Origin of the sequence: Ligilactobacillus saerimneri DSM 16049, assembly GCF_000423265.1 — a bacterium.
Lineage (GTDB): Bacteria > Bacillota > Bacilli > Lactobacillales > Lactobacillaceae > Ligilactobacillus > Ligilactobacillus saerimneri.
On the sequence record NZ_AUHQ01000002.1, the window covers coordinates 115,750 to 137,598 of the forward strand.

The 21,849-nt window shown below is 44.4% G+C and carries 22 protein-coding genes and 1 pseudogene; 14 read left to right on the plus strand and 9 right to left on the minus strand.

Translation table 11 applies throughout. The annotated features are described in order from the left end of the window. The first annotated feature begins 7 nt into the window (after positions 1–7). Both G541_RS0101515 and fsa read left to right on the plus strand, forming a co-directional pair. Entirely contained in the window at positions 8–1,372 is a 1,365-nt protein-coding gene (locus tag G541_RS0101515; protein ID WP_009551484.1) for a PTS ascorbate transporter subunit IIC, read from the plus strand. Positions 1,373–1,410: 38 nt separating this feature from the next. Beyond that, positions 1,411–2,064 carry a fructose-6-phosphate aldolase gene (fsa, locus tag G541_RS0101520; protein WP_009551482.1) on the plus strand — a complete coding sequence of 218 codons (654 nt, stop codon included), beginning with the start codon at positions 1,411–1,413 and terminating at the stop codon, positions 2,062–2,064. Between the two features lie 220 nt (positions 2,065–2,284). Here fsa and add read toward each other — a convergent pair whose 3' ends face one another. Next, positions 2,285–3,301 carry an adenosine deaminase gene (add, locus tag G541_RS0101525; RefSeq protein WP_027826250.1) on the minus strand — a complete coding sequence of 339 codons (1,017 nt, stop codon included), beginning with the start codon at positions 3,299–3,301 and terminating at the stop codon, positions 2,285–2,287. Positions 3,302–3,468: 167 nt separating this feature from the next. On the opposite strand from add, the gene G541_RS0101530 reads away from it, so the two are divergent. The 4 genes from G541_RS0101530 (at position 3,469) to G541_RS0101545 (ending at position 6,272) form a co-directional block, all read left to right on the plus strand. Beyond that, complete coding sequence (locus G541_RS0101530; protein WP_027826251.1) at positions 3,469–4,791, plus strand: NCS2 family permease; 1,323 nt, start codon at positions 3,469–3,471, stop codon at positions 4,789–4,791. A gap of 54 nt (positions 4,792–4,845) precedes the next feature. After that, the gene (locus G541_RS0101535; protein WP_027826252.1) at positions 4,846–5,382 is read left to right on the plus strand and encodes a GNAT family N-acetyltransferase; all 537 of its coding nucleotides are present in this window, start codon (positions 4,846–4,848) and stop codon (positions 5,380–5,382) included. A gap of 45 nt (positions 5,383–5,427) precedes the next feature. Next, positions 5,428–5,958 (plus strand): biotin transporter BioY, encoded by a 531-nt coding sequence (locus G541_RS0101540; protein WP_009551474.1) that lies wholly within the window; start codon positions 5,428–5,430, stop codon positions 5,956–5,958. An 80-nt stretch (positions 5,959–6,038) separates the two neighbouring features. Further along, the gene (locus G541_RS0101545) at positions 6,039–6,272 is read left to right on the plus strand and encodes a cytochrome b5 domain-containing protein (protein ID WP_009551472.1); all 234 of its coding nucleotides are present in this window, start codon (positions 6,039–6,041) and stop codon (positions 6,270–6,272) included. 68 nt (positions 6,273–6,340) lie between these two features. On the opposite strand, the gene G541_RS0101550 is transcribed toward G541_RS0101545, so the two are convergent. Together G541_RS0101550 and G541_RS0101555 are read right to left on the minus strand one after the other, a co-directional pair. Next, on the minus strand, positions 6,341–7,297 hold the full coding sequence (locus G541_RS0101550; protein WP_027826253.1) for an aldo/keto reductase: 957 nt from the start codon (positions 7,295–7,297) through the stop codon (positions 6,341–6,343). Positions 7,298–7,388: 91 nt separating this feature from the next. Then, positions 7,389–8,048: an NAD(P)H-dependent oxidoreductase gene (locus G541_RS0101555; protein WP_027826254.1), complete on the minus strand. Its 660-nt coding sequence runs from the start codon at positions 8,046–8,048 to the stop codon at positions 7,389–7,391. A gap of 137 nt (positions 8,049–8,185) precedes the next feature. Here G541_RS0101555 and G541_RS0101560 point away from each other — a divergent pair, with 137 nt between their 5' ends. From G541_RS0101560 to G541_RS0101585, 6 genes are all read left to right on the plus strand, one after another. After that, entirely contained in the window at positions 8,186–8,638 is a 453-nt protein-coding gene (locus tag G541_RS0101560; RefSeq protein WP_027826255.1) for a MarR family winged helix-turn-helix transcriptional regulator, read from the plus strand. Next, a complete protein-coding gene (locus G541_RS0101565; RefSeq protein WP_009551464.1) occupies positions 8,638–9,159 on the plus strand; it encodes a GNAT family N-acetyltransferase in 522 nt (173 codons plus the stop codon). The genes G541_RS0101560 and G541_RS0101565 overlap by 1 nt, the downstream gene beginning before the upstream one ends. Positions 9,160–9,182: 23 nt before the next feature. Beyond that, positions 9,183–9,902 (plus strand): B3/B4 domain-containing protein, encoded by a 720-nt coding sequence (locus G541_RS0101570; RefSeq protein ID WP_027826257.1) that lies wholly within the window; start codon positions 9,183–9,185, stop codon positions 9,900–9,902. A 51-nt stretch (positions 9,903–9,953) separates the two neighbouring features. Then, the gene (locus G541_RS0101575) at positions 9,954–10,784 is read left to right on the plus strand and encodes a dihydrodipicolinate synthase family protein (protein WP_009551462.1); all 831 of its coding nucleotides are present in this window, start codon (positions 9,954–9,956) and stop codon (positions 10,782–10,784) included. Between the two features lie 2 nt (positions 10,785–10,786). Next, positions 10,787–12,178 (plus strand): MFS transporter, encoded by a 1,392-nt coding sequence (locus tag G541_RS0101580; RefSeq protein ID WP_027826258.1) that lies wholly within the window; start codon positions 10,787–10,789, stop codon positions 12,176–12,178. Positions 12,179–12,295: 117 nt separating this feature from the next. Continuing rightward, the gene (locus G541_RS0101585) at positions 12,296–13,171 is read left to right on the plus strand and encodes an aldose 1-epimerase family protein (protein ID WP_027826259.1); all 876 of its coding nucleotides are present in this window, start codon (positions 12,296–12,298) and stop codon (positions 13,169–13,171) included. Between the two features lie 88 nt (positions 13,172–13,259). On the opposite strand, the gene G541_RS0101590 is transcribed toward G541_RS0101585, so the two are convergent. From G541_RS0101590 to G541_RS0101600, 3 genes are all read right to left on the minus strand, one after another. Continuing rightward, positions 13,260–13,781 carry a hypothetical protein gene (locus tag G541_RS0101590; protein ID WP_027826260.1) on the minus strand — a complete coding sequence of 174 codons (522 nt, stop codon included), beginning with the start codon at positions 13,779–13,781 and terminating at the stop codon, positions 13,260–13,262. 108 nt (positions 13,782–13,889) lie between these two features. Next, on the minus strand, positions 13,890–15,527 hold the full coding sequence (locus tag G541_RS0101595) for a peptide ABC transporter substrate-binding protein (protein ID WP_035162607.1): 1,638 nt from the start codon (positions 15,525–15,527) through the stop codon (positions 13,890–13,892). Between the two features lie 330 nt (positions 15,528–15,857). Next, positions 15,858–16,802 carry a sugar-binding transcriptional regulator gene (locus G541_RS0101600; RefSeq protein WP_009551450.1) on the minus strand — a complete coding sequence of 315 codons (945 nt, stop codon included), beginning with the start codon at positions 16,800–16,802 and terminating at the stop codon, positions 15,858–15,860. 139 nt (positions 16,803–16,941) lie between these two features. Between G541_RS0101600 and G541_RS0101605 the strand changes: the two genes are divergently transcribed. Beyond that, on the plus strand, positions 16,942–17,463 hold the full coding sequence (locus G541_RS0101605) for a hypothetical protein (protein ID WP_009551448.1): 522 nt from the start codon (positions 16,942–16,944) through the stop codon (positions 17,461–17,463). Between the two features lie 206 nt (positions 17,464–17,669). After that, complete coding sequence (nagA, locus tag G541_RS0101610; protein WP_009551446.1) at positions 17,670–18,809, plus strand: N-acetylglucosamine-6-phosphate deacetylase; 1,140 nt, start codon at positions 17,670–17,672, stop codon at positions 18,807–18,809. Positions 18,810–18,906: 97 nt separating this feature from the next. Here nagA and G541_RS0101615 read toward each other — a convergent pair whose 3' ends face one another. The 3 genes and pseudogenes from G541_RS0101615 to G541_RS0101625 form a co-directional block, all read right to left on the minus strand. Then, positions 18,907–19,902, minus strand: a complete 996-nt coding sequence (locus G541_RS0101615; protein ID WP_009551444.1) for an asparaginase — start codon at positions 19,900–19,902, stop codon at positions 18,907–18,909. 140 nt (positions 19,903–20,042) lie between these two features. Further along, positions 20,043–21,394: pseudogene (locus tag G541_RS09150) on the minus strand (DHA2 family efflux MFS transporter permease subunit). Between the two features lie 149 nt (positions 21,395–21,543). Beyond that, on the minus strand, positions 21,544–21,849 hold a 306-nt coding region (locus G541_RS0101625; RefSeq protein ID WP_027826262.1), incomplete at its 5' end, for an IS30 family transposase.

The window sequence follows — 21,849 nt, forward strand, 5'->3', positions numbered from 1 at the left end:
AAAAAATATGAAAGTGATAATGAGCTTATTCCTATCAATCGTAGGAACGCCAGCAATTCTCGTTTCCTTGCTCGCCTTGTGTGGGTTGCTTTTACAAAAGAAAAAGACATCAGATGTTATCTCTGGAACTGTTAAGACCATGATCGGATTCTTGGTTTTGACTGGTGGTGCCGGCGTTTTATCAGGAGCTTTGACACCATTTGCTAGCATGTTCCAAACAGCCTTGCATACTCAAGGGGTTGTGCCAAGTAACGAAGCCGTAGTAGCGATTGCGCTCCAACACTTCGGAACACCAACAGCCTTGATTATGGCAATTGGGATGGTAGTTAACATCTTGTTGGCTCGGTTTACCCGCTTTAAGTACATCTTCTTAACTGGGCAAGCTATGCTTTATGTTTCTTGCTTGACCGCAGTTATCCTGGTTAGTGCAGGTTTCGGAACAGACTTCACTATGATTCTCTTAGGGGGGATCTTTGAAGGGACACTGTTGACAGTTACTCCAGCTTTGTGCCAACCATTTATGCGGCAAATTACTGGTAACGATAGCGTGGCTATGGGGCACACCGGGAACATCGGTTATGCTTCTGCTGGTTTGATCGGTAAGTGGTTTGGTAACAAAGAAAAGTCTACTGAAGAAGTTAACATTTCTAAGAACTGGAGTTTCTTACGTGACTCTACTATTTCCATCATGTTATTGATGTCAGTTGTTTACATTGGTTTAGCTATTGCTGCTGGTCCAAGCTATGTTGAACATAAGTTATCTAACGGGACTGAAGCCTTTGTTTATGCTATTACTCAGGCCGGGACATTTACTGCTGGTTTCGTAATCGTGTTACAAGGTGTGCGGATGATCTTGGCCGAAATCGTACCAGCCTTCCAAGGGATCGCTAAGAAGTGGGTTCCAGGTTCCAAGCCAGCCTTGGACGTGCCAATCATCTTCCCTTATGCACCAAACGCTGTTTTGATTGGATTCTTTACTAGTTTCATCATGGGGACTATCTCCATGTTTGCAATGATCGCAATGCACACAACGGTTATCATTCCTGGTGTGGTTGGTCACTTCTTCTGTGGGGCAGCTGCTGGGGTTTATGGTAACGCAACTGGTGGTCGGCGTGGTGCCGTTTTAGGTTCTGCCTTCAACGGGTTACTGTTAAGTTGGTTGCCACTGTTCATCCTGCCACTGCTGGGTGAATTGAAGTTAGCTGCTTCTACTTTCGCCGATACTGACTACTTGATCCCAGGTTTGGCCTTAGGCTACATCGGTCAAGCTGGTAAATTAGCCTTGATCTGTGGGATTGCTGCCTTCGTTCTTGCCGTGGTATTGTTGAGTGCTTACTTGAACGCACGCGACAAGAAAGCTGCAACAAAGTAATTTAGGAATAAGAAGAAAAAGAGAGGGTAAGTTGAATTATGAAATTCTTTTTAGATACAGCAAACGTTGATGATATTAAGCGCTATGCCCAATTAGGACTCGTGGATGGGGTAACAACCAACCCAACGCTAGTTTCTAAGGAAGGACGCGACTTTGAAACTGTTGTTAAAGAAATCACAACGATCGTTTCTGGCCCAGTTTCTGCCGAAGTTACCGGGACTACCTATGAAGAAATGGTCGCCCAAGCACATGATATTGCCAAGTGGGCTGACAACATCGTGGTTAAGATCCCGATGACAGAAGCTGGTTTGCGGGCAGTTAAGACACTGAGTGAAGAAGGAATCAAAACCAATGTGACTTTGATCTTCTCTGTTGCCCAAGGACTCTTGGCTGCTAAGGCTGGGGCAACTTACATCTCCCCATTCTTAGGCCGCTTAGATGACATCGGTGGTTCTGGGATCGAATTAGTAGCTGATTTGCGGGATGTTTTGGACAACTATGGTTTCAAGACAGAAATCATTGCTGCTAGTGTCCGGGGTGCTGACCATGTGAAGCAAGCTGCTTTAGCTGGCTCAGACATTGCGACTATTCCAGCTAAGGTCTTTGGCAAGTTATGGTCACACCCATTGACAGATAAAGGTTTGGCAAGCTTTGCTGCTGACTGGGAAGCTTTCCAAGCACAACAAAAATAATTAGGAACAACGCTAATGATCTAGGCCATTGTTCCACAATCACTCAATCCTTTAATATATGCTTTTTCAAGAGGCTGGGAGAAAAAGAATGTTTTCTCCCAGTCTCGGTCTTTAGTTGCTAATGTTTTTTAGGTAATGAAAAGATGGCAAATATAAAAGGCGAGCTGGAATTATTCCAGCTCGCCTTTTTGGTGTCATCAGTAGTGTTTAGTTGGTTATTTTAGTTGTTTTGGGCGTATTCGTCAAGTTCCTTCAAGTAAAGATCCTTTTGTTCCCGGCTGATCCAGGAAGCTTCAAAGGAGTTCTTGGCCAAGGTTACAACTTGTTCCTTGGTCAAGTTGTACTTGTCAGCAAAAGCATAGTAGTTATCCCCAATATAACCACCGAAGTAAGCAGGATCATCGGAGTGGATAGAAACTAGGACATCTTTGGACAATAATTCCAAGATTTCGTCACCCTTCATGAATGGGGAAACGAAAGAGTTGGATAATGGGCAAGAAGTAAAGCCGATCTTGTTCTTAGCTGCAAATTCTACCAAGTCAGGATCTTCTACGATGTTTGTCCCGTGGTCAACCCGTTCTACACCGATTACTTCGAGCAGTTCGCGGATGTGTTCGATAGAATCCTTTTGATCGATATCAGCGTGAGCAGTTAAGTGCAAACCTTCAGCGGATGCCTTGGCAAATTGGTGGAAAAACTTCATTGGTGGGTTGTTATGTTCATCTGAGTCTAACCCGACACCAACGAACTTGTCCTTGTAGTTAAGGGCTTCTTCCAAGGTTTCGCGTGCAGAATCACGGGAGAAGTCACGGAGGAAGCACATGATCAGTTGAGCATCAACGTTTAAAGCGCGGGCATCAACTGTTGCCCGGTAAAGACCGTTGATTACTGTTTCAAAGGCAATGCCCCGGCTTGTGTGAGCCTGAGGATCGAAGAAGATTTCGACGTGGCGTACGTTATTTTTAGCAGCCCGTTGTAAATAATCCATTGCCAGGTCATAGAAGTCTTGTTCGTGTTGCAAGACGTTCATAGCTGGATAATAAACAGCTAAGAAAGAAGCTAGGTCATCATATTGGTAAGTAGCACGCACATCCTCGATGCTTTCTTGACCAATATCAACATGGTTACGCTTAGCTAATTTGAGCTTTAATTCAGGTTCCAAAGTCCCTTCAATGTGAACGTGAAGTTCGGCTTTTGGTAAATTTTGCGTAAATTCCGGTGTAACTTCTGTAGCCATTAGATAGACCTCCGTTTTGTTAATTGTTCGTGTTTAACTATCTGTATCTAAATATTAACACTCTTTGTTTTCCTGTCAAGCCGTAAAAACCGAAAAATAACCTTGAACAACAGGGGCGACAATGGCATAATATTTAGAAATGTACAAAAGAGCGAGGTTTGTTTTTTATGAATAATATCATGGAAAGGTGGTTCCATCTTTCAGAAAATAATACTTCAATTAAACGAGAAACAATCGCTGGTTTAACAACGTTTGTTTCGATGGCATATATCCTCTTTGTGATCCCAACGATTCTGGGAGAAGCAGGGATGGATAAGGGGGCAGCTTTTACCGCTACGGCATTATCGGCGATCCTCGGTTGTGGGTTGATGGCTTTTCTGGCTAACTATCCAGTGGCAGTCGCCCCCGGCTTAGGTGATAATGCGTTTTTCACTTATTCAGTGGTTTTAGCGATGGGAATCCCCTGGCAGAAAGCAATGGCAGGAGTGTTCGTTGCTTCAGTGATTTTTACCCTCCTTTCGTGTATGAAAGTTCGGGAAATAGTGATTGACGCAATTCCGTACGATCTCAAGCTGGCCATGGCTGCAGGGATCGGAATTTTCATTGCTTTTGTTGGTTTGAAGGGTGGGGGCCTGGTAGTGGCTAACAAGTCCTCTTTGATTGGGATCGGCTCATTTACAGTCCCAACCACTTGGTTAACTATTTTTGGAATCTTTGTGGTGGTGATTTTGATGGCCCGTCAGGTTCCAGGCTCTATCTTTTACGGGATTGTTGCCACAACGCTCTTAGGCTTGGTAACGGGACTGATTAAAATGCCAACCCACATTGTGGCCCTTGCTCCAAGCATGAAATCGACGTTTGCAGTTGGGATTAAAGAGCTTCCCGCGATGACTGACCCGCAGATGTGGGCAGTCGTCCTCGTCTTATTATTGGTAGCGTTCTTTGATACTGCTGGGACTTTGATCGGCTTGGTGCAACAAGCGGGTTTGGCCAAAAATGGGAAGATGCCTCGTTTAGGGCGGGCGTTGATGGCTGATTCATTGTCAATGCTTGGGGGCGCGATAATGGGAACGACTCCTTCAGCAACCTATGTCGAATCGTCAGCTGGGATTGCTATGGGAGGTAAGACGGGATTGACTTCATTGGTAACGGCAATTCTCTTTGGGTTGTCAATGTTTTTCTCGCCGTTGTTGACAGTTGTGACTAGTCAGGTAACTGCTCCAGTTCTGATTGTTGTTGGATCTTTGATGGCATCATCTTTGCGGGAAATCCAATGGGATCATTTTGAGATTGCTTTCCCTGCGTTTGTAACAATTATTGGCATGCCGTTGACCTATAACATTTCATATGGGATTGCTTTTGGCTTTTTGATCTATCCGGTGGCAATGACAGCTGCAGGAAGACGCAAGGAAGTCAATGGGGTGATGTGGATTTTGTTATCGGTCTTCATTATTCTGTTGTATGTTTTGAATGTCTTACCAAGCAATTAGTATATAGTAGTTGTAGCTGAGTATAACTCAGCTTTTTTGGTAAGGGGGAGTAATATGCAAGTAACTTTACGACCATTAACGAAACAAGATGCGCTGGCTTTTTGGGAATTAGCATTTGCTGACTCCAATGCAGAGTGGCGCCAGTGGGATGGACCGTATTTTAATGACCATTATCCCAGTCGTGAAGAATGGCTAGCGGGCGCTGCCCAGCGTTACCTCAACAACCCTTTACGCCAAGTAATCTGGGTTGATGGTCAGATGGTAGGATCAGTATCGGCCCGGTATGAAGATGGGGACCTCAAACGCTGGTTGGATGTTGGCATTACGGTTTATACCAGTACCCAATGGGGACAAGGGATTGGCCGGATGGCTCTGAGCTTGTGGGTGGATAAATTATTCGCTCAAATTGACCTGCCCCATATTGGGTTAACAACTTGGTCGGGAAATATTCGGATGATGCGGCTAGCAGAAAGGTTAGGAATGCAGCAAGAAGCCCGGATCCGCCAAGTTAGGTACTGGCAAGGACGGTACTATGATTCAGTAAAGTATGGAATTTTGCGTTCGGAATGGAAAACTAATGGTAGAATATGAGTAACTCTTATAGAGAGAATAAGATACCGAAGGATGATAAGGTTAATGAAAACAAGAAGATTAACATTGAATGCCATGATGCTAGCGCTCTTGGTTGTTTGTTCACAGCTCACAATTCCACTCCCCTTAGTCCCGTTGACATTGCAAACTTTTGCAGTGGGGATTATTGCAACCTTACTGCCACTGACAGCAGGAGTTGAGGTGTTGGCCGCCTATATTTTATTAGGAATGGTTGGTCTCCCTGTTTTTGCTGGTATGGCAGGCGGGGTAGCTGTTTTAGCTGGGCCTTTGGGTGGTTACATCTTTGGTTTTGTAATTTATGTCCTGGTAACGGCAGGAATTATTAAACTGCGGGGGACAGGCTGGTGGACATTGACTTGGGCCAACATGGTGGGGGCTTTGATCCAACTGGTACTAGGATCCATATGGATGGTGCCATTTAACCACTTGACCCTTACTGGGGCATTGTTGGCGGGTTGTGTACCGTTCATCATTCCGGGCCTGATCAAGATCGCCTTGGTTGTAATGGTAGCCAGTCGGGTACAAGCATGGATGCCTAACTTACGCCAACTGTAAGAAGCCAAATTAGTTACTTTTTATTAGCTAACATGGTAAAGTGAGATTAGAAAAGTATAATTGATAAGGAGTGAGTACTAATGGCAGAAAAGATTTTTACTAAAGAAGAATTAGCTCAATACAATGGAGAAAACGGACAGCCAGCTTATGTAGCCATTGACGGTGTGGTGTATGATGTTTCTAACGTTGGTCCATGGGCTGGCGGCAAACACCACGGTAATGTGGCAGGGAACGAACTCTCGGCTGCGATTGAACATTCACCGCATGGTAAAGGTGTCTTGAAGAAGTTACCAGTAGTTGGTAAGTTGGCTTAAGAAATATTGCTGATAAAAAAGGAGTACGCGTGATGGGGCGTACTCCTTTTTGTTTTCTTTGAAAAATTTTATGGCAAGGTATTGCCTGCAGCAAAGTAGAGGTCATACCATTCTTGCTTAGTCAAAGTTACATCGCTTCCCGCGGCACTATCCTTGATATGGTCAGGGTTCATCGTCCCCAACAGCACTTGCATATGGGCTGGATGCCGGAGAATCCAAGCAACAGCGATGGCATTCTTAGAAACACCGTACTTTGTAGCTAGTTCAGCCAATTTTTGGTTTAATTCAGGATAATGTTCATCGTCGTTAATATACATCCCATCAAACATTCCGTACTGGAATGGTGACCAAGCTTGCAAAGTCATTCCATATTGCCGTGCATACTCAATAATGCCACCATCACGGTTGATAGAACCTTCGTCACGCATATTGGTATGGATTCCAAAGTCAATCATCCCCGAGTGAGCTACCGAGAATTGCACTTGGTTGATCAATAAGGGCTGTTTAACGGCTGTTTTTAACATCTCAATTTGCCGAGGATTGAAGTTGGAAACCCCAAAGTGGCGGACCTTACCGCTGGTTTCGAGTTCATCAAAAGCAGCCGCAACTTCATCGAGTTCCATTAGGGGATCAGGCCGGTGGAGCAAGAAGGCATCCAAGTAGTCAATCCCCATTCGGGATAAGATTCCATCCACTGTTGCGAGTAAGTGTTGTTTGGAGAAGTCATACCGTTGTCCGAAAACAAGGTCACCCCGACTTCTTTGGGGATTTAAGACGATCCCGCCCTTGGATTGGATGAAAAGCTGGTCACGGTTAATTCCAGCTGACTTGAGGACTTGACCAAAGACCGTTTCGGATTTGCCATTTCCATAAATGTCAGCCGAGTCAATGAAATTAATACCAGCGTCCATTGCAGCTTGTAATGAACTGGCAGCCTGTTCAGGGGTAAGGGCTGCCATTCGCATGATCCCGAGGGCAACGTTTGAAGCAGACCAGTTGCTTTGTCCAATATTGACGTTTTGCATTAACGTAACACTCCTATCATTAATATATTCATATACATATATCAGTATAGAACGCTAAGAAAGCGTCAACAAATAAAATGCTTACTAAAAGTCAGATTTCCTGATAAATGTCAGCTAAAGGTTGCCGCTTTTTCGGTGTAATTTCTTGTGCCCGGTAACCAAAACTAGCCATAACTGCTACGCCCCAGTGTTCAGGATCCATCAAGCCATGATCAGCAAAGTATTGGTCCATTTTGGCATGGTCAAAACCTTCGATCGGACAGGAATCAATGTCCAACCGGCCAGCAGCTGTCAGCATGTTACCTAAAGCAATGTAGGTTTGCCGACAAGCCCAATCGAAACGCGCGCGAGGAGTGTCGAGGTTGAGGTCGTGTTCTTGGAACTGCTTGAACCGTTGAGACCGGGGTGAGTTGGGGTCGAAATCATGGTGTTTGATGTCACTGACTAGGTGTTGAACGTAGGGGCTGTTATAGGTAATATCTTTCCGCGCCAGAATGGCAATAACCTTGTCAGCCCCGTCGATACTAGCCTGGGCCCCCCAAGCAAAGTCATAAATATCATGCTTGGTTTTTGTGTCTAAAAGAACAAATTTCCAGGGTTCATACCCATAAGAACCAGGTGAAAGTCGGCCGACTTCAAGGATAGTTGCCCAATCTTTAGGATCTAATCTTTTAGTGGGGTCGTATTTCTTGGTGGCGTACCGCCGGTGCATATCAGCGATGATTTGATCGCGTAGTAGTTGTTTATCCATTAAAATCACTTACCTTTTGATAGTTTGTTTATTGATAGTATAACGTATCGGGTACAGAAAGTTTAGTGAGGTATTCTGTTGTTTTTTGTTGCATTTGCAACAAAAATAATTATACTTAAAGTGAAAGAGGTGATGATATGCAGGATGTTTTGCGTGAGATCGGGATGATTGCCCGAGCACTAGATTCAATTGCCAATATCGAGTTTAAGGATGTGCAGTTAACCCGGGGACAATACCTTTACCTGGTCCGGATCTATGAAAATCCCGGTATTATCGCTGAACAGCTGGCAGGAATGATCAAAGTTGACCGCACGACAGTCGCGCGCTCCCTCCAACAACTTGAGAAAAAAGGTATTATTGAGCGGCGTAATGATCCCGAAAACAAAAAGATCAAGCGTTTATATGTTACGGATAAAGGAGCTGAAATTTACCCCTTCATCTTACGGGAAAATGAATACTCCAATCGCATCTCATTAGCCGGTTTTAGTGCAGATGAGATTGCCCAGCTCCATGATATGTTAGTGCGGATGCGCCACAATACTGACAAAAGTTGGGATTTCGTAAAAAAAGGAGGACACCGCGAGTATTAATGACAAAGATAACAATTCGACGCGTAGACCAAAAAGATTTGAAAACCCTACAAGCGCTTAGTCGGCGAACATTTGTGGAAACCTTTGGGTCAGTTAACACTTCCCAAGATATGGCGACGTATTTACAGCGAGCCTTTGCTCAGGAGCAGCTGTTGCAAGAACTGCTGACGCCGGGGAGTGAGTTTTATTTTGCGTTGATTGAGGATGAAATCGTTGGTTACCTCAAACTCAATCAGGCAGGAGCACAAACAGAAGATGTGGCTCCTAACGCATTAGAAGTTCAACGGCTTTATGTTTGTCAAAAGGCCCAGCACATGGGAGTGGGGCGGACACTGATGGATTTTGCCCTTCAGCGAGCACAACAGTGCCATCATAAAGCAGTTTGGTTGGGAGTTTGGAATCAAAATCGGAAAGCCCAGGCCTTTTACCAGCAGTACGGCTTTGTCCAAGTGGGACAGCACGAATTTATTTTAGGAACCGATCATCAAATAGACAATATTGTGCTAAAAGAACTATTTTAATTAAAGGAGAGTTAATTATGGGAATGAAGAATTTTGTTGTAGAACCATCCTTTTGGGAACTGTTTCCCAAAGGACAAATCAATGTTGCGGTATTTACTAACGTTGATAATCATGATTCAGCTTTAGCACCCGAAGTACGGGAGGGATTACTAACAACTGCTAGTCAGGCAGCGCAGAAGTTCTTGACCGCAGAGCAATTTGCCCAAAATCAAGTAGTTCAAGAATGGCGTCAGGCTTATCAGCAGTTCAAAAAGAAGAAAGGAGCACGGTCTTCGATCGAAGCTTTGCTAAAGCGGGTTGATCAGGGGCGGACCTTTGATCCTATTAGTCCCTTAGTTGATATCTACAACAGCATCTCACTGACGTATGGTGTGCCTTGCGGGATGGAAGATTGCGCTAAGGTAGATGGGACTATGAAGTTAGGTTTGGCTCAAGGTGGAGAGTCATTCTGGCCTTTGGGCGCAGAAAAGGATGATCCGGCGCGCACAGGTGAATTGATTTATAGCGACGATACTGGTGCTATCTGCCGGAGTTTGAACTGGCGGGAAGGGGCACGGACGATGTTGACAGACGAGTCAACCACAGTGATTGCCTTTATGGAATCAGTAAATGAGGCTCAAGCCCAACGAGCAGATCAGGCTATGACTGAATTGGTTCAAAAGATGGAACATGTCATGGGCGCAACTGTTTTGCAGACTGCCACTATTACGCCCGAACAACAAGCGCCAGTAACGCTCGACTAGGCTAGTGAGAGAAAGGGAACTGCATCAAATATTTTTATGAGGTGAAAATCAATGACAACTGAATTACATGCACCATATCATATTGCAATGCCAACTGCTTTCAATGCTGATGAGAGTTTAAATGCTGTTAATACTATTAAATATATGTGCTATTTGAAGGCACAGGGGGTTGAGTCAGCTATGGTTTCTGGCACAACTGGGGAACAACATAGCATGACAGCTGATGAAAAGATTGCTTTGGTAGATGAGATCGACCGTCATCCGGAACTGGCCGATGATTTTGAAGTGATCTTTGGCGTAGCTAGCATTCGAGAAAGGGAAGCAATGCGGTTAGCTCATCGGGTTGAAGAAAGCCCGGTTGTTAAGGGTGTCCTGTTAGGATTTCCACCATATATTCAACCAACCCAAGACGAAGCTTACCAGTATGTGATGCACTTAGGGCAAGCAATGCCTAGCAAAGCACTGATTATCTACAATAACCCTGAACAGACCGGGTTTGATATTGCGGTGGATACTTTTACCCGCTTGGTAGCTGCCTTACCAAATATTGTCGGAATTAAAGAAACTGGTGACTGGCATAGAGCGCCAGAACTGTTACAAAAAGCACCGCGAAAGATCGCAATTTATGCCGGGGGCGAACATTTTATTGCCGATAAGGTTAAGGTTGGCTATACCCGAATCTCCTCGATTGGTGGAAATCTATACCCAGTGGAAATGCAGGATTGGTTCAAGCAGTTAGTCAAGGATCCAACGGTGAAGTTTGCTCACCAAGATGGGGTGGATGAGATAGACCATCATCAATTGTATGTTTACTTGAAAGATCAGTTGACACAAAAAACAGGCATTGATATGGGGAGAGGACGGGCACCAATCGGTGATTAATCATGACAAGTAAACAGACCAGGATGAGATCAGGCCAGCTAAGTCTAGCACTGGTTGGAGTAGGGTTGATTGCTTTTATTGGAACCTTGATGGAAACCGCACTCAACGTGACCCTGCCGGCGATGATGGCACAGTTTAGTGTGAGCCTGACAACTGTTCAGTGGTTGACAACCGGTTATCTCTTGGTTTCGTCTTGGATGATGATCATCAATGCCCGTCTGGTTCAGCGTTATAGCCTCCGTTTCCTCTTAGGAGTGGGAACGGGTGGTTTTCTTGTAAGCTTAGTAATCTGCAGTCTGGCACCAAGCTTTCCTTATCTTTTTGGCGGGCGAATACTGAGTGGTGTTTGTATGGGGATCTGTATCCCCCTCCTCTTTACGGTGATCACCCGTTATGCTCCGCGGTCTCGACTGGGCTTTTTCATGGCAGTTGGGGTAACCATTACCGCCCTGGCACCAGCCTTGGGCCCAACCTATGGGGGAATAGTATTGCGTTTTTTCAATTGGCGATGGATTTTCCTGCTATCCTTGCCCCTAGTTCTGGGAGGCTGGTTGCTTGCATTAGTCGCACTACCTAGGGAACAAATCAATGCTCCAAATCAGAACTTCGATATTAAAGGTTTTGTTTGGCTAGTATTGTTGTTGACGACTTTCCAACTCTTAGTTACTAGTGGGGGTAGAAAAAATGGACTGATCTTCACTCTCCTATTAGTTCTTTGTGGGGGAATGGTAAGCGGATGTTGGCGCCATATTCAGCGTCAGCCCCAGCCAGTATTAGCAGCGACATTATTTACTAACCAGCGTTTTGGGATATATTTCACTGCTTATTTCATTCTGCAAGCTGTAAATGTTGCCCTGGGTGGTTTTCTCATTCCTAATTTTCTCCAATTGGTTTGGCACCAATCAGCATTTATTGCTGGAAGCGCAATGTTACCGGGATTGTTGATCCGAATAGGATTAATGCCTCTGGCCGGCAAGTGGTTCGATCACTTGAATCACAAGGGGGTGGGTCAGCATCTAATCTATGGGGGAACCACCGTGGTTGGCGTCAGCATGTTGATCCTGGGGCATCTCGCCCACGGGTCCGTTCAGGTTGGATTGCTAGTTGGGGTGTATGTCCTCTACAATGCGGGTTTGGCATTAGCGATCAGTAACCTGATGACGACTAGTATCCAAGCAGTTGCAACGACAGAAACAGCAGATGCCAATGCCCTCCTCAACACGGCCCAACAATACTCGGGCGGAATTGGGATTGCACTTGTTGCTACGCTGATTAACCGCCAGGGTGTTCCGGCAGGTTTTTATTGGAGTTTAGTGGGGTTAGCGTTGGGGATAGCAGCGGTTATCTTCCTAGTGATCAGCGTTAGAAAATTAATTAACACAAAAAATAATTAGAACGACGAGGCTGGGAGAAAACACTGTTTTCTCCCAGCCTCGGTCTTTATGCACTCATAGTTAGTGATACAATGGGGTTTAATAAGGAAAAGGTTTTCGTAAAGAGTAGGTGAGCACATGACAGTAACAATAGAGAACGATTATCTCAAAGTCACAATAGGACTCAAAGGAGCCCAACCACAGAGCATTTGGAATAAGGGAACGGAAACAGAATATCTGTGGCAGGGAGACGAACGGTATTGGAAATGGCAGGCGCCCCAGCTTTTTCCGATCATTGGCAAACTCAAAAATGACACGATGTTTGTCGATGGCAAAGCGTTTCACATGCAACAACATGGGTTTGGGCGTTATACACAATTTATGGTAGTAGCCCAGACACCAACGCAAGTTACTTTAGCGTTGACAGATAATGCCACGACGCTAACCATGTTTCCCTACAAGTTTCGCTTAGAGATCACTTATCATTTACAGCGGAATAAACTCCAGGTGCAGTACCGGGTTGAGAATCGCGATAAGCAAGCAATATACTTTTCTCTAGGTGGGCATCCGGGCTTCAATGTGCCGCTACAAAAAAACCAGAAATTTACAGATTATAAAGTAGAACTCTCTGGTCTCTACAATGAAATAAGCCTCGATCCGTTCAGCGGGTTAGCCCGGCCGGCACAAAAAGTTGCTGGAAACCAGAAGCGGTGGGCTTTGACTCGGCAGGCATTTGCTAATGATGCCCATATTTATGAGTTTGCTGATCGGAAAGCAAGCGTGGCGCTTTTTGATCGGAAGCGGACGGCAGGAGTGCGGATCAGCTCGACCAATGTTCGTTACTGGGGTGTTTGGTCGACCTATCCGGCTGCAGGACCGTTTGTCTGTATTGAACCGTGGTGGGGGATTGATGACACAGTCACGACTGACCAAGATTTTACCCATAAGTTTGCTAACAATATGCTGGCAATTGGAGCAAAGTTCGCTGGCGATTATACGATTGCTATTTATTAGGAGTAACATAAAAAGGCTGGGAGAAAACTTTGTTTTCTCACCAGCCTTATTTCACTAATAGCACACGGATAACGTAGGCAATAAAATTTTAATCACCAAATAATTCCTCAGCAAGATCGTTCAAAAAAGAGCCATCTTCAATCTTGTTTACTAGCTTTTTGAAGTCTTGGGAGTTTTCATATTTGTGGGTCAACTTGCCGTCTTGGGCTTGCCAGAGGAGTTGGTTGTCATATTTGAGGGAAACAGTCCATCCAGAGCCAACGCTTTTGTTGATCCAAGTCGAAACTTCTTGAACATGGTTCTCGAGGGTTTGTCCCGTTTGGACAGCTGCAGGGGTGCCCATTGCCATATAAAGGACGATTTTTTGCAGGTCATCTTTAGCACTATCCTTAACTTTAACTCGCACCGTCTTTTCCCCGTAGTCAACTGTTGTGTCAAATTCATCTGTTGCAAAGGATCTGACGGTTGTCGTCGTGACTTCATTGATTACTTTGGTTTTGTGGTGGTGCCATAAGGCAAAGCCACCTACCAGCAACACAATAAGAACGATGATAATATTACGTTTATTACTCAACCAAGAAGGTTGCTTACTTGTAGTAAAGTTTTCCATATTTTCCCCCTTAATGTATAAAAACAGATCAATAGAATTATACAGGAAAGAACAGGTAAAGAACACACAAAAAGACGCTCATCTGAGCGTCTTTTTAACAGTTGAAAATTACTTCATATAAGCATACTTGTAATTCCACTGGGTTCCAGCAGTGTTGTGGATAATTCCCTTGACGTTAGACCGTTGCATGAAAGCATTGGTTTGTTCATACAGTGGTGTAATTCCTTGGTCAGTGTTAAAGATTTGGGCTGCCTTGACTAAATCATTCCACCGTTGTTCAGGGTTATTAGCATCAGCATTTTCTGCCTTTTCAATCAAAGCATCGTATTCACTGTTGCTGTACTTGCCCCGGTTGTAAGGAGTATTGGTTTCTGGAATTTGCATGAAAGTATACGGATCGTTGAAGTCCCCACCCCAGCCGGCAAGGAAGATGTCGAAGTCGCCTTTACGGGCTTTGTCTGCGGCACTGTTGCCAGGAATACTTTCAATCTTAACTGTCAAACCAGGTAAGACGGAAGAATATTGGGATTGCAGGTATTGGGTAACTTCTTGGTTCCCGTTCGCGTCATTGGCAGCTAAGATCGTTAGCGTTAACTTCTTAGCGCCAATTTCTTGCATCCCTTTCTTCCAATATTGTTTAGCTAATTTAACGTTGTAATCAACGGTATTGTTAACCTTTTGTTCTTGGGCAAAGTCTTTGCCGGTCTTAGGGTTGTATGCCAACTTAGATGGGACGAAACCTTGCGGTGTATCAGAGCCATCCCCTAATACCTTCTTGGTCAATGTCTTCCGATCCACTGCCAATGATAATGCCAACCGGATGTTCTTGTTATTCAGGGCTTTCTTGTTAAGCGCGTTTGGATCTTGGAAGTTATATTCTAACCAGGCAACGTAAGAATATGGATACTTCTTGAGGTTTTTATTGTTCTTGAAGTTCTTGACTTGTTGGTTAGATAACTGGGTCATATCCAGCTTGCCTTGCTGGTAGAGTTCATAACCAGTAGTAGTGTTGGCAACTACCCGGTAATTAATCTTGTGGAGTTTAACGACATCTTTATCCCAGTATTGGTTATTCTTGACGAAGGCCCACTTGTTACCGGTACCGTTCCAGTCAACAATCTTAAATGGTCCGGAGTAAACCATGTATTGTGACTTAGTTGCGTATTTCTTACCATATTTTTCGGCAACCTTTTGATTTTGTGGTCCAAAGAGTGGGTAAGCCATCAAGACTTTGAAGTAAGCCACAGGTTTATCTAAGTGGACAACCACTGTTTTTTTGTCAGGAGCTTCGATCCCCAATTTGTCAGGGGAAGTTTTTCCTTCGTTAATAGCAGTTGCATTAACCACGTTATCGAACATGTAAGCATATGATGACTTGGTCTTTGGATCTAAGGTCCGCCGCCAAGAATAAACGAAGTCTTGGGCAGTGATAGGATCACCATTTGACCATTTGGCATTCCGAAGTTTGAATGTCCAAGTCTTACCATCAGCAGATACACTGCTACTTTTGGCTAATCCTGGGGTGACCTTCCCGTTTTTGCCTAGGCGGTAGAAACTTTCAAAAACATTCCCCGTTTGACCATAGCCAGTGGCTTTAGAGATATCAATCGTATCCAGTGGCGCAGGTGCGCTAAGATTTAGTGTTTGCTTGTCAGTCTTGCCCGAAGCATTGTTGTTTCCGCAAGCTGCCAAAGCAATCGCTGCAAGGCCCAGAGTGACAGACAACATTATTTTTTTGAATTTCATAATTATATTCTCCCCAATTGAATGTACCTATATGTAAACTGACGATCAAAACCTAACAGCAACAACAGGCCAACTGAGGCCCACGGGAGAAACCAGTGCGATGACGCATGGTCTCTCGTGAAGCCAGTGATAATAAGTGCGTCATAACGCAGGCTCCTTTCTCAGTAGAACATATTTACAATAATGTATTCCTTTTCTACTAGCATGTGTAATTATAATATTCTTACAATTAGTAAGTCAAGTAAAAACTCTACTAAGCCAGAAATAAAAAAACGGACCAGGATTCCAACACAGATCCTGGTCCGGTAAGCAAAGCTTGAGATAATTATTTTAAAGTGAACATAAAATTTTGTTAGCAGTGCTTTCAGAAGTGATAATATCCGTAAAAGCATCTGAATAAAGCGCACCTTTGGCAGTTCGGATGGGCGTACTAGCTTCAAGAATACCGACCCGGTGGGGAATACGCTTGATCTCAGGTAAAGAAAGTCCGAAAACTGTATCCTTATCGGCAGTCAGAAACCGCCCATGTTCGTCATAAGGCCGCCCGTAAACAACCCCAGCTACTTTCTTACTATGGAGCCCAGGGAAGTAAGTCCTGAAATTCTTGCCCAAGTTGGTCATGTTTTCGATAGAACTCAAAGTGCCCACGCTGGAGAAAGTTACGTCGATTTTCCGTGCTACATCAAGCACAGACTTGACTGCAGGTTCCTCCGCTAGGGTTTGCCGGAGGTGATCGTTAGCCACATATAGGGGAGCAGGAATAGTTAAGTACATAGCGGAATTATATTTGCTAACTGCCCGTTGTAAAAGTGTCACGGGTTCAGCATACCGTTTCCGGAGCCCCAGCTCACCGACAAAGGAAGTGAAAACTAAGTTCCGCTGGTCACTTTGCTGGAAACTATCAAGTACCTGATAAATGGATTTACCCCAGGTAATTCCAACCACACGGGCCTGGGCGATCAAGTCCTGGATGATCTTAGCTGTGAAAGTAAGTAAAACTTCTTGGTTAGTAATACTGTCGATCTTCTCCTTCATAATGTAGACATTTTCAACCGCAAATTCACGTTTAAACGCCCGCTCCATGGCAGTGTTGCGGTCGAAGGGGGTGTTGATGTGAATTGAAACCAAGTGGTTGTCAATAATTTCTTCTAAGTACTTCGAAATATAATAACGGCTGACATCGTATTTAACAGAGAGATCACTGACCGAAAGTTTATTTAAATAAAAATCCTGGGCAATACTGAGTAACAGGTCCAGATGTTGTTTGTCTTGCATAGCCAAGTCCCCTCTGCGTATTGATTTATATAATTTAATTGTAACATTTTTTATAATTTTTGTATCCGCGCGGATCGCAATAATTATGCAGGATTGTGGTAGAATAAGGAATGATTTATAGCGAGTATGGGGTGGAATTATGGCTGAGAAAAATAAGCAAGAACGTGGATATAAAATTATTAATATAATTGCAGTAATTGTCTTTATCCTAGGAGCATGGGGTGCTTTTAGACATCTAACGAGTTTTAGATATCAGATCGAAGGAAATGCCTTTCGGGTCCAGACAGATTTAGAGGCTCAAGGTCCAATGGTAAAGCAAATGGGGAAAGAATCCGTTAAGATTTCGAGCACGAATTATTATATGGTATTTGGTTCAGGAAACTTTTATGGAACTGCCCTTGCGTTTGATACAGCTAAAGAAGCCCAACGAGCAGCTACCGACAAGCAGGTCTTTCGTCAATATGCAGAGAGCGGGCAGGCTTCAATGAAATACAAGATCATTAATGATAAGCTAGCAGTTCGCCAGCAAAATGGGGGATATCTCACTTTGAACAAGCAGAAGGCAACTGTGAAGAACGGCTTTAAAGTACAAAGCCGGTTGACGGGACAGGGAACTGCCGTGTCTTACCTTTACCGGCAAAAATATGTCAGAATTAACTAAGCGAAATGAGGATGCGAACGGTCGGATGATTCTTAATTTTAGGAAAATCTGACCGTTTTTTTAGGCTAAGGAATAAGCTAATCAGGCAATAAATGGGATCGCTTTCGTGATTGGTATAGACAAATTGCGGGGATTTAGGTAAATTGTTTAATGGATAGACTGCTGCGAATAAAAGCAGTGGTGAGCAGAGTATGGGAGGAATCAGTATGGCAAAAGTATTCAAAAATGTGACGATTGCAACGGGAACGGAAATCATTACGGATGGTTATATTCGGTTTGATGACCGGGTGCGGGCAGTTGGCCCGATGAGTGATTTTCATAATGAAGCTGGGGATGAAGTGACCTATGCCCATGGGAAAGTAATTGTTCCCGGCTTCATTGATGTGCATTGTCATGGGGGTTATGGGTACGACACCATGGATGCGGATCCTGAAAAGATTGATAAGATGGTGCGGGCCACTGCTTATCATGAGGGAGTTACGAGCTTCTTTTGTACCACCATTACCCAAAGTAATGAAAATATTGCACGGGCAATGGTCGGGGTTAAGCAAGCTGCCAAAAAAAATAAAGTGATTCAAGGAATCCACCTGGAAGGCCCATTCATTGATGCGGAAGTTAAGGGAGCGCAACCAGAAAAGTATATTACCCAACCAGACGCAGCCTTATTGGACCAGTGGAATGACCTGGCTGGTGGTTTGGTCAAGATTATTTCCTTTGCTCCTGAAAATGATGGTGCCCGTGAACTAGAAGATTATTGCATTGACCATGGGATTGTCCCATCAGTTGGGCATAGTATGGCGACGCGCCAAGACTTGCTGACAAGTAAAGTGAGCCATACTTGCCATCTCTACAACGCCCAATCTCCGCTCAGTCACCGTGAACCCGGGGTGGCAGGTCATACGTTACTGCAGGATGAGATGTATGCAGAGCTAATCATGGATGGTTACCATATTTGTCCCGACATGTTGCAGTTAGCATACAGTATTAAGGGGCCCGAAAAGATCGAATTGATCACAGATTCAATGCGGAAAAAGGGTTTAGGCGATGGTGTTAGTGAACTAGGAGGCCAGAAAGTTTTTGTTGAAGGTATTCATGCTACTTTGGCTGACGGAACAATTGCTGGGTCAGTTTTACCATTCATCACAGCCTTCCAAAATGCCATGAAGTTTACCACGGCTGGCTTATATGAGGCAGTATTGATGAGCTCAGTCAACCAAGCCCGTGAATTTGGTTTGACTAGTAAAGGTGGACTTCAAGTCGGGAAAGATGCCGACTTGAATGTTTTAGATGCCGACTACAATTTATTGGCTACATATAGTTACGGTGAATTGGTAACTGCTGAATAAGCCTAAAGATCACTAGTAAAATGCACAAAAAAGCTCCAACTATTCACACTAAGGTGAAAATGTTGGAGCTTTTTAAAAATTAATAATATAGAAAAAGTTAATTAATCGTTACTTCGCCAGCGATATCAGTATTAAAGAAAGCAGTGATTCCATCAACATCCATCCCTTGACCTAAACCAACCATCAGCTTGGTAATAGCACTTTCGGAAGTCATATCACGAGCACTGATGGCCCCTTCCAGGAGGGCTTGCCGCCCAACTTCATAACGGGTAAGGTCGCTACGTTCGTAGAGGCACTGGCTAGCGGCAATAACCGGGATACCTTGTCGGATCAAGTCACCAATCGCCGCAGCAACATTCCGTCTGATAAAGGTCATTCCACCAAGACCGTAGGCTTCAATCACGATCCCATGACAACCATTATCAACCATCGCTTGTAAAAGTTTAGGGTCAAAGCCAGGAAAGAGTTTGACCAAAGAAACATTGGTATCAATGTTGGTGTTGAGGACGCAGGCAGTCGCTTGGGGACGAGGACGCTTGTTCTTGATTTCAAAACCATCAGAGGTAACTTCAGCGACTACCGGGACATTAACACTTTCAAAAGCGTTGAAGGCAGTTGTCCGAACTTTGACGCTCCGGCAGCCCCGCATGACTTTGCCGTCAAAGGCTAAGTAAATGTCTGGTTCAAGGCGGGCAGCTGCCACAAAGGCCAGCTTCAGGTTATCGGGCGCATCGCTTAAGGCGACGTTCATCGGGACCTGGCTGCCAGTAAAGACCACGGGAATCTCGATCCCTTGCAACATGAAGGTCATCATGGAAGCTGTATATGCCATAGTATCAGTCCCGTGGGATACAACAATCCCATCATAGTTATGACGGTTGGCATAAATTTTTTCAGCGATAAGTTTCCATTCCTCGGGCTGGATATTGGAAGAGTCAAGGTTTAAGATATCCTGGACTTCGATCTGATAGGGAAGACTCCCCATCATTTGGATGAGTTGCTCACCTGATTCACCGGGCACCAGTCCGCTTTCGGATACAACTGAAGCGATGGTTCCACCGGTAGAAAGTAGCAACAATTTCTTTTGTTCCATAATGTTCACCAATTTTTCTAAAAATCTAGTTTTATTTTACGGGGTTCACCAGGGAAAAACAAGAATTCGTCCTTAGTGTTGGAATAAGCAAAAAAGCCCCCTATATATTAAGGAGACTTTTGAGGAGTAAATAGACTTTGTTAATTGTTGGATTTATTTTTTAACGTCGTTGCCAACAACAAGCCGACGATTGCCAAACAAACGGTAAAGTAAAAGCCGTAGTGGACTCCGCTCGCAAAGGCAGCTGCATGGCCCGCTGTGTGGTGTGCAGCTTGTCCGGCACCGAGCAGGCTCGTTGCAACAGCAGTAGCAATAGCCCCCACAATCTGTTGCAAAGTGTTCATGATAGTGGAGCCGTCGGCAGATTCTGGTCCTTGTAAAGCATTAAGTCCGTGAGTCTGTGATGGCGACATTGCTAGGGGACAACCGATCATCATGATGACGTGAGCACAAATGATGTATGGAATTGATGCGTGGGCGGAAGCAAAAATAAACATGATTGCCCCAATTAGAGCAATACCAAAGCCCAAACAAGCCGGCACTTTAGCTCCAATGTTGTCATACATCCGTCCTGAGATCGCAGATACAATCGCGTTAACTAAACCACCTGGGAGCATGATGATTCCAGTCATAGCTACGGGAGAAGCATGGCATTTTGAATGAATTGTGGCAGTAAGTACATGGCCGACAAAATTATTCCAAAGTCGATCATTACTAGGAGTGCCCCTGTTCTGAAGGCTGGTTTAGCGAAAACCCGCAGGTTAAGGATTGGTTCTGCCAAGGTTAATTGACGACGAGCATAAAGAGTTAGGACCACGATTGCTAGGATAAGCAGGCCGAGAACGCGAGGAGAGACCCAGCCGTCCTTGCTGGCAAAGCTAACTCCAGCAACTAAGGATGAGAACCCGATAATTGACCCTAATACAGACAAGACATCAACATGGGGCCGGGTGATCGGGCTGACATTTTTCAAGAAAAGCACTGCAAAAACTAAACCGATAGCTAATAACAGGGTGAAAATGTAAAAAATATCGCGCCAGGATAAAGCGCCGAGAATGATCCCAGTGATGGTTGGCCCAATCGCAGGGGCAAACATGATGACTAAGGCGTTGACTCCCATAACAGCTCCGAGCCGTTGCGGTGGGAAAATCAGCATTGCTACGGTAAACATCAGGGGCAAAATCAACCCGGTTCCAATCCCTTGAATCAAACGTCCAACTAAAAGGATACTAAAGGACGAAGCAAAGCCGGAAATCAGTGCCCCAATAGCAAAATCGGCCAGGGCAAAGATGATAATTTGTCGGGTAGTGAACCATTTAGAGATGATACTAGCAAATGGCAAAACGATCCCAATGATGAGCATGTAGCCGGTAACCAGCCATTGTAAGGAGCTGGCTTCTACTCCAAAAACTTTACCAAGCGTTGGCAGGGCAATGTTGAGGGAGGTTTCACTGAGCATCCCGACAAACGCCCCGATCAGCATACTGGCCATCGCTAACCAGGGATGCTTGATCTCTGCTTGGGTATAAACTTTATGACGTGTATTATTTTCCACAAATAATTCCTCTTTCTAACTTAATATTGTTTTTTGGAAACTGATGATTATCTTAAGGTAGATTGCAATAAATAACTTGAACAAATTTAATGACGCAGATTAAGCAAAAAGATCTCAATTGGAGTTCGCCAGTTCAAACATTTGAGTGGCCGTGAATTCAGATACCAGTTAATCTGAATCAATTCATCATCACTAATCTCTTCAATTGGCTGACCCTTAGGAATAAATCGCCGTAACACTCGATTACGATTCTCATTACTACCACGTTCATGCGGAGAATAAGCATGGGCAAAGTACAACGGCACGCCGGTATTTTTCTCAATTGATTGGTAGTTGGCGAACTCTTTCCCGTGATCAACCGTCAGTGTCTTGAGATTAGTTCCTAATTGATT

Bases quoted from the DNA above. Each gene is read 5' to 3' on its own strand.
- G541_RS0101595 (WP_035162607.1), bottom strand. From the start codon at position 15,527: ATGAAATTCAAAAAAATAATGTTGTCTGTCACTCTGGGCCTTGCAGCG.
- add (WP_027826250.1), bottom strand. From the start codon at position 3,301: ATGGCTACAGAAGTTACACCGGAATTTACGCAAAATTTACCAAAAGCC.
- G541_RS0101530 (WP_027826251.1), top strand. From the start codon at position 3,469: ATGAATAATATCATGGAAAGGTGGTTCCATCTTTCAGAAAATAATACT.
- G541_RS0101590 (WP_027826260.1), bottom strand. From the start codon at position 13,781: ATGGAAAACTTTACTACAAGTAAGCAACCTTCTTGGTTGAGTAATAAA.
- G541_RS0101605 (WP_009551448.1), top strand. From the start codon at position 16,942: ATGGCTGAGAAAAATAAGCAAGAACGTGGATATAAAATTATTAATATA.
- G541_RS0101575 (WP_009551462.1), top strand. From the start codon at position 9,954: ATGACAACTGAATTACATGCACCATATCATATTGCAATGCCAACTGCT.
- G541_RS0101570 (WP_027826257.1), top strand. From the start codon at position 9,183: ATGAAGAATTTTGTTGTAGAACCATCCTTTTGGGAACTGTTTCCCAAA.
- G541_RS0101535 (WP_027826252.1), top strand. From the start codon at position 4,846: ATGCAAGTAACTTTACGACCATTAACGAAACAAGATGCGCTGGCTTTT.
- G541_RS0101615 (WP_009551444.1), bottom strand. From the start codon at position 19,902: ATGGAACAAAAGAAATTGTTGCTACTTTCTACCGGTGGAACCATCGCT.
- G541_RS0101555 (WP_027826254.1), bottom strand. From the start codon at position 8,048: ATGGATAAACAACTACTACGCGATCAAATCATCGCTGATATGCACCGG.
- G541_RS0101545 (WP_009551472.1), top strand. From the start codon at position 6,039: ATGGCAGAAAAGATTTTTACTAAAGAAGAATTAGCTCAATACAATGGA.
- G541_RS0101515 (WP_009551484.1), top strand. From the start codon at position 8: ATGAAAGTGATAATGAGCTTATTCCTATCAATCGTAGGAACGCCAGCA.
- G541_RS0101550 (WP_027826253.1), bottom strand. From the start codon at position 7,297: ATGCAAAACGTCAATATTGGACAAAGCAACTGGTCTGCTTCAAACGTT.
- G541_RS0101540 (WP_009551474.1), top strand. From the start codon at position 5,428: ATGAAAACAAGAAGATTAACATTGAATGCCATGATGCTAGCGCTCTTG.
- G541_RS0101600 (WP_009551450.1), bottom strand. From the start codon at position 16,802: ATGCAAGACAAACAACATCTGGACCTGTTACTCAGTATTGCCCAGGAT.
- fsa (WP_009551482.1), top strand. From the start codon at position 1,411: ATGAAATTCTTTTTAGATACAGCAAACGTTGATGATATTAAGCGCTAT.
- G541_RS0101580 (WP_027826258.1), top strand. From the start codon at position 10,787: ATGACAAGTAAACAGACCAGGATGAGATCAGGCCAGCTAAGTCTAGCA.
- nagA (WP_009551446.1), top strand. From the start codon at position 17,670: ATGGCAAAAGTATTCAAAAATGTGACGATTGCAACGGGAACGGAAATC.
- G541_RS0101560 (WP_027826255.1), top strand. From the start codon at position 8,186: ATGCAGGATGTTTTGCGTGAGATCGGGATGATTGCCCGAGCACTAGAT.
- G541_RS0101585 (WP_027826259.1), top strand. From the start codon at position 12,296: ATGACAGTAACAATAGAGAACGATTATCTCAAAGTCACAATAGGACTC.
- G541_RS0101565 (WP_009551464.1), top strand. From the start codon at position 8,638: ATGACAAAGATAACAATTCGACGCGTAGACCAAAAAGATTTGAAAACC.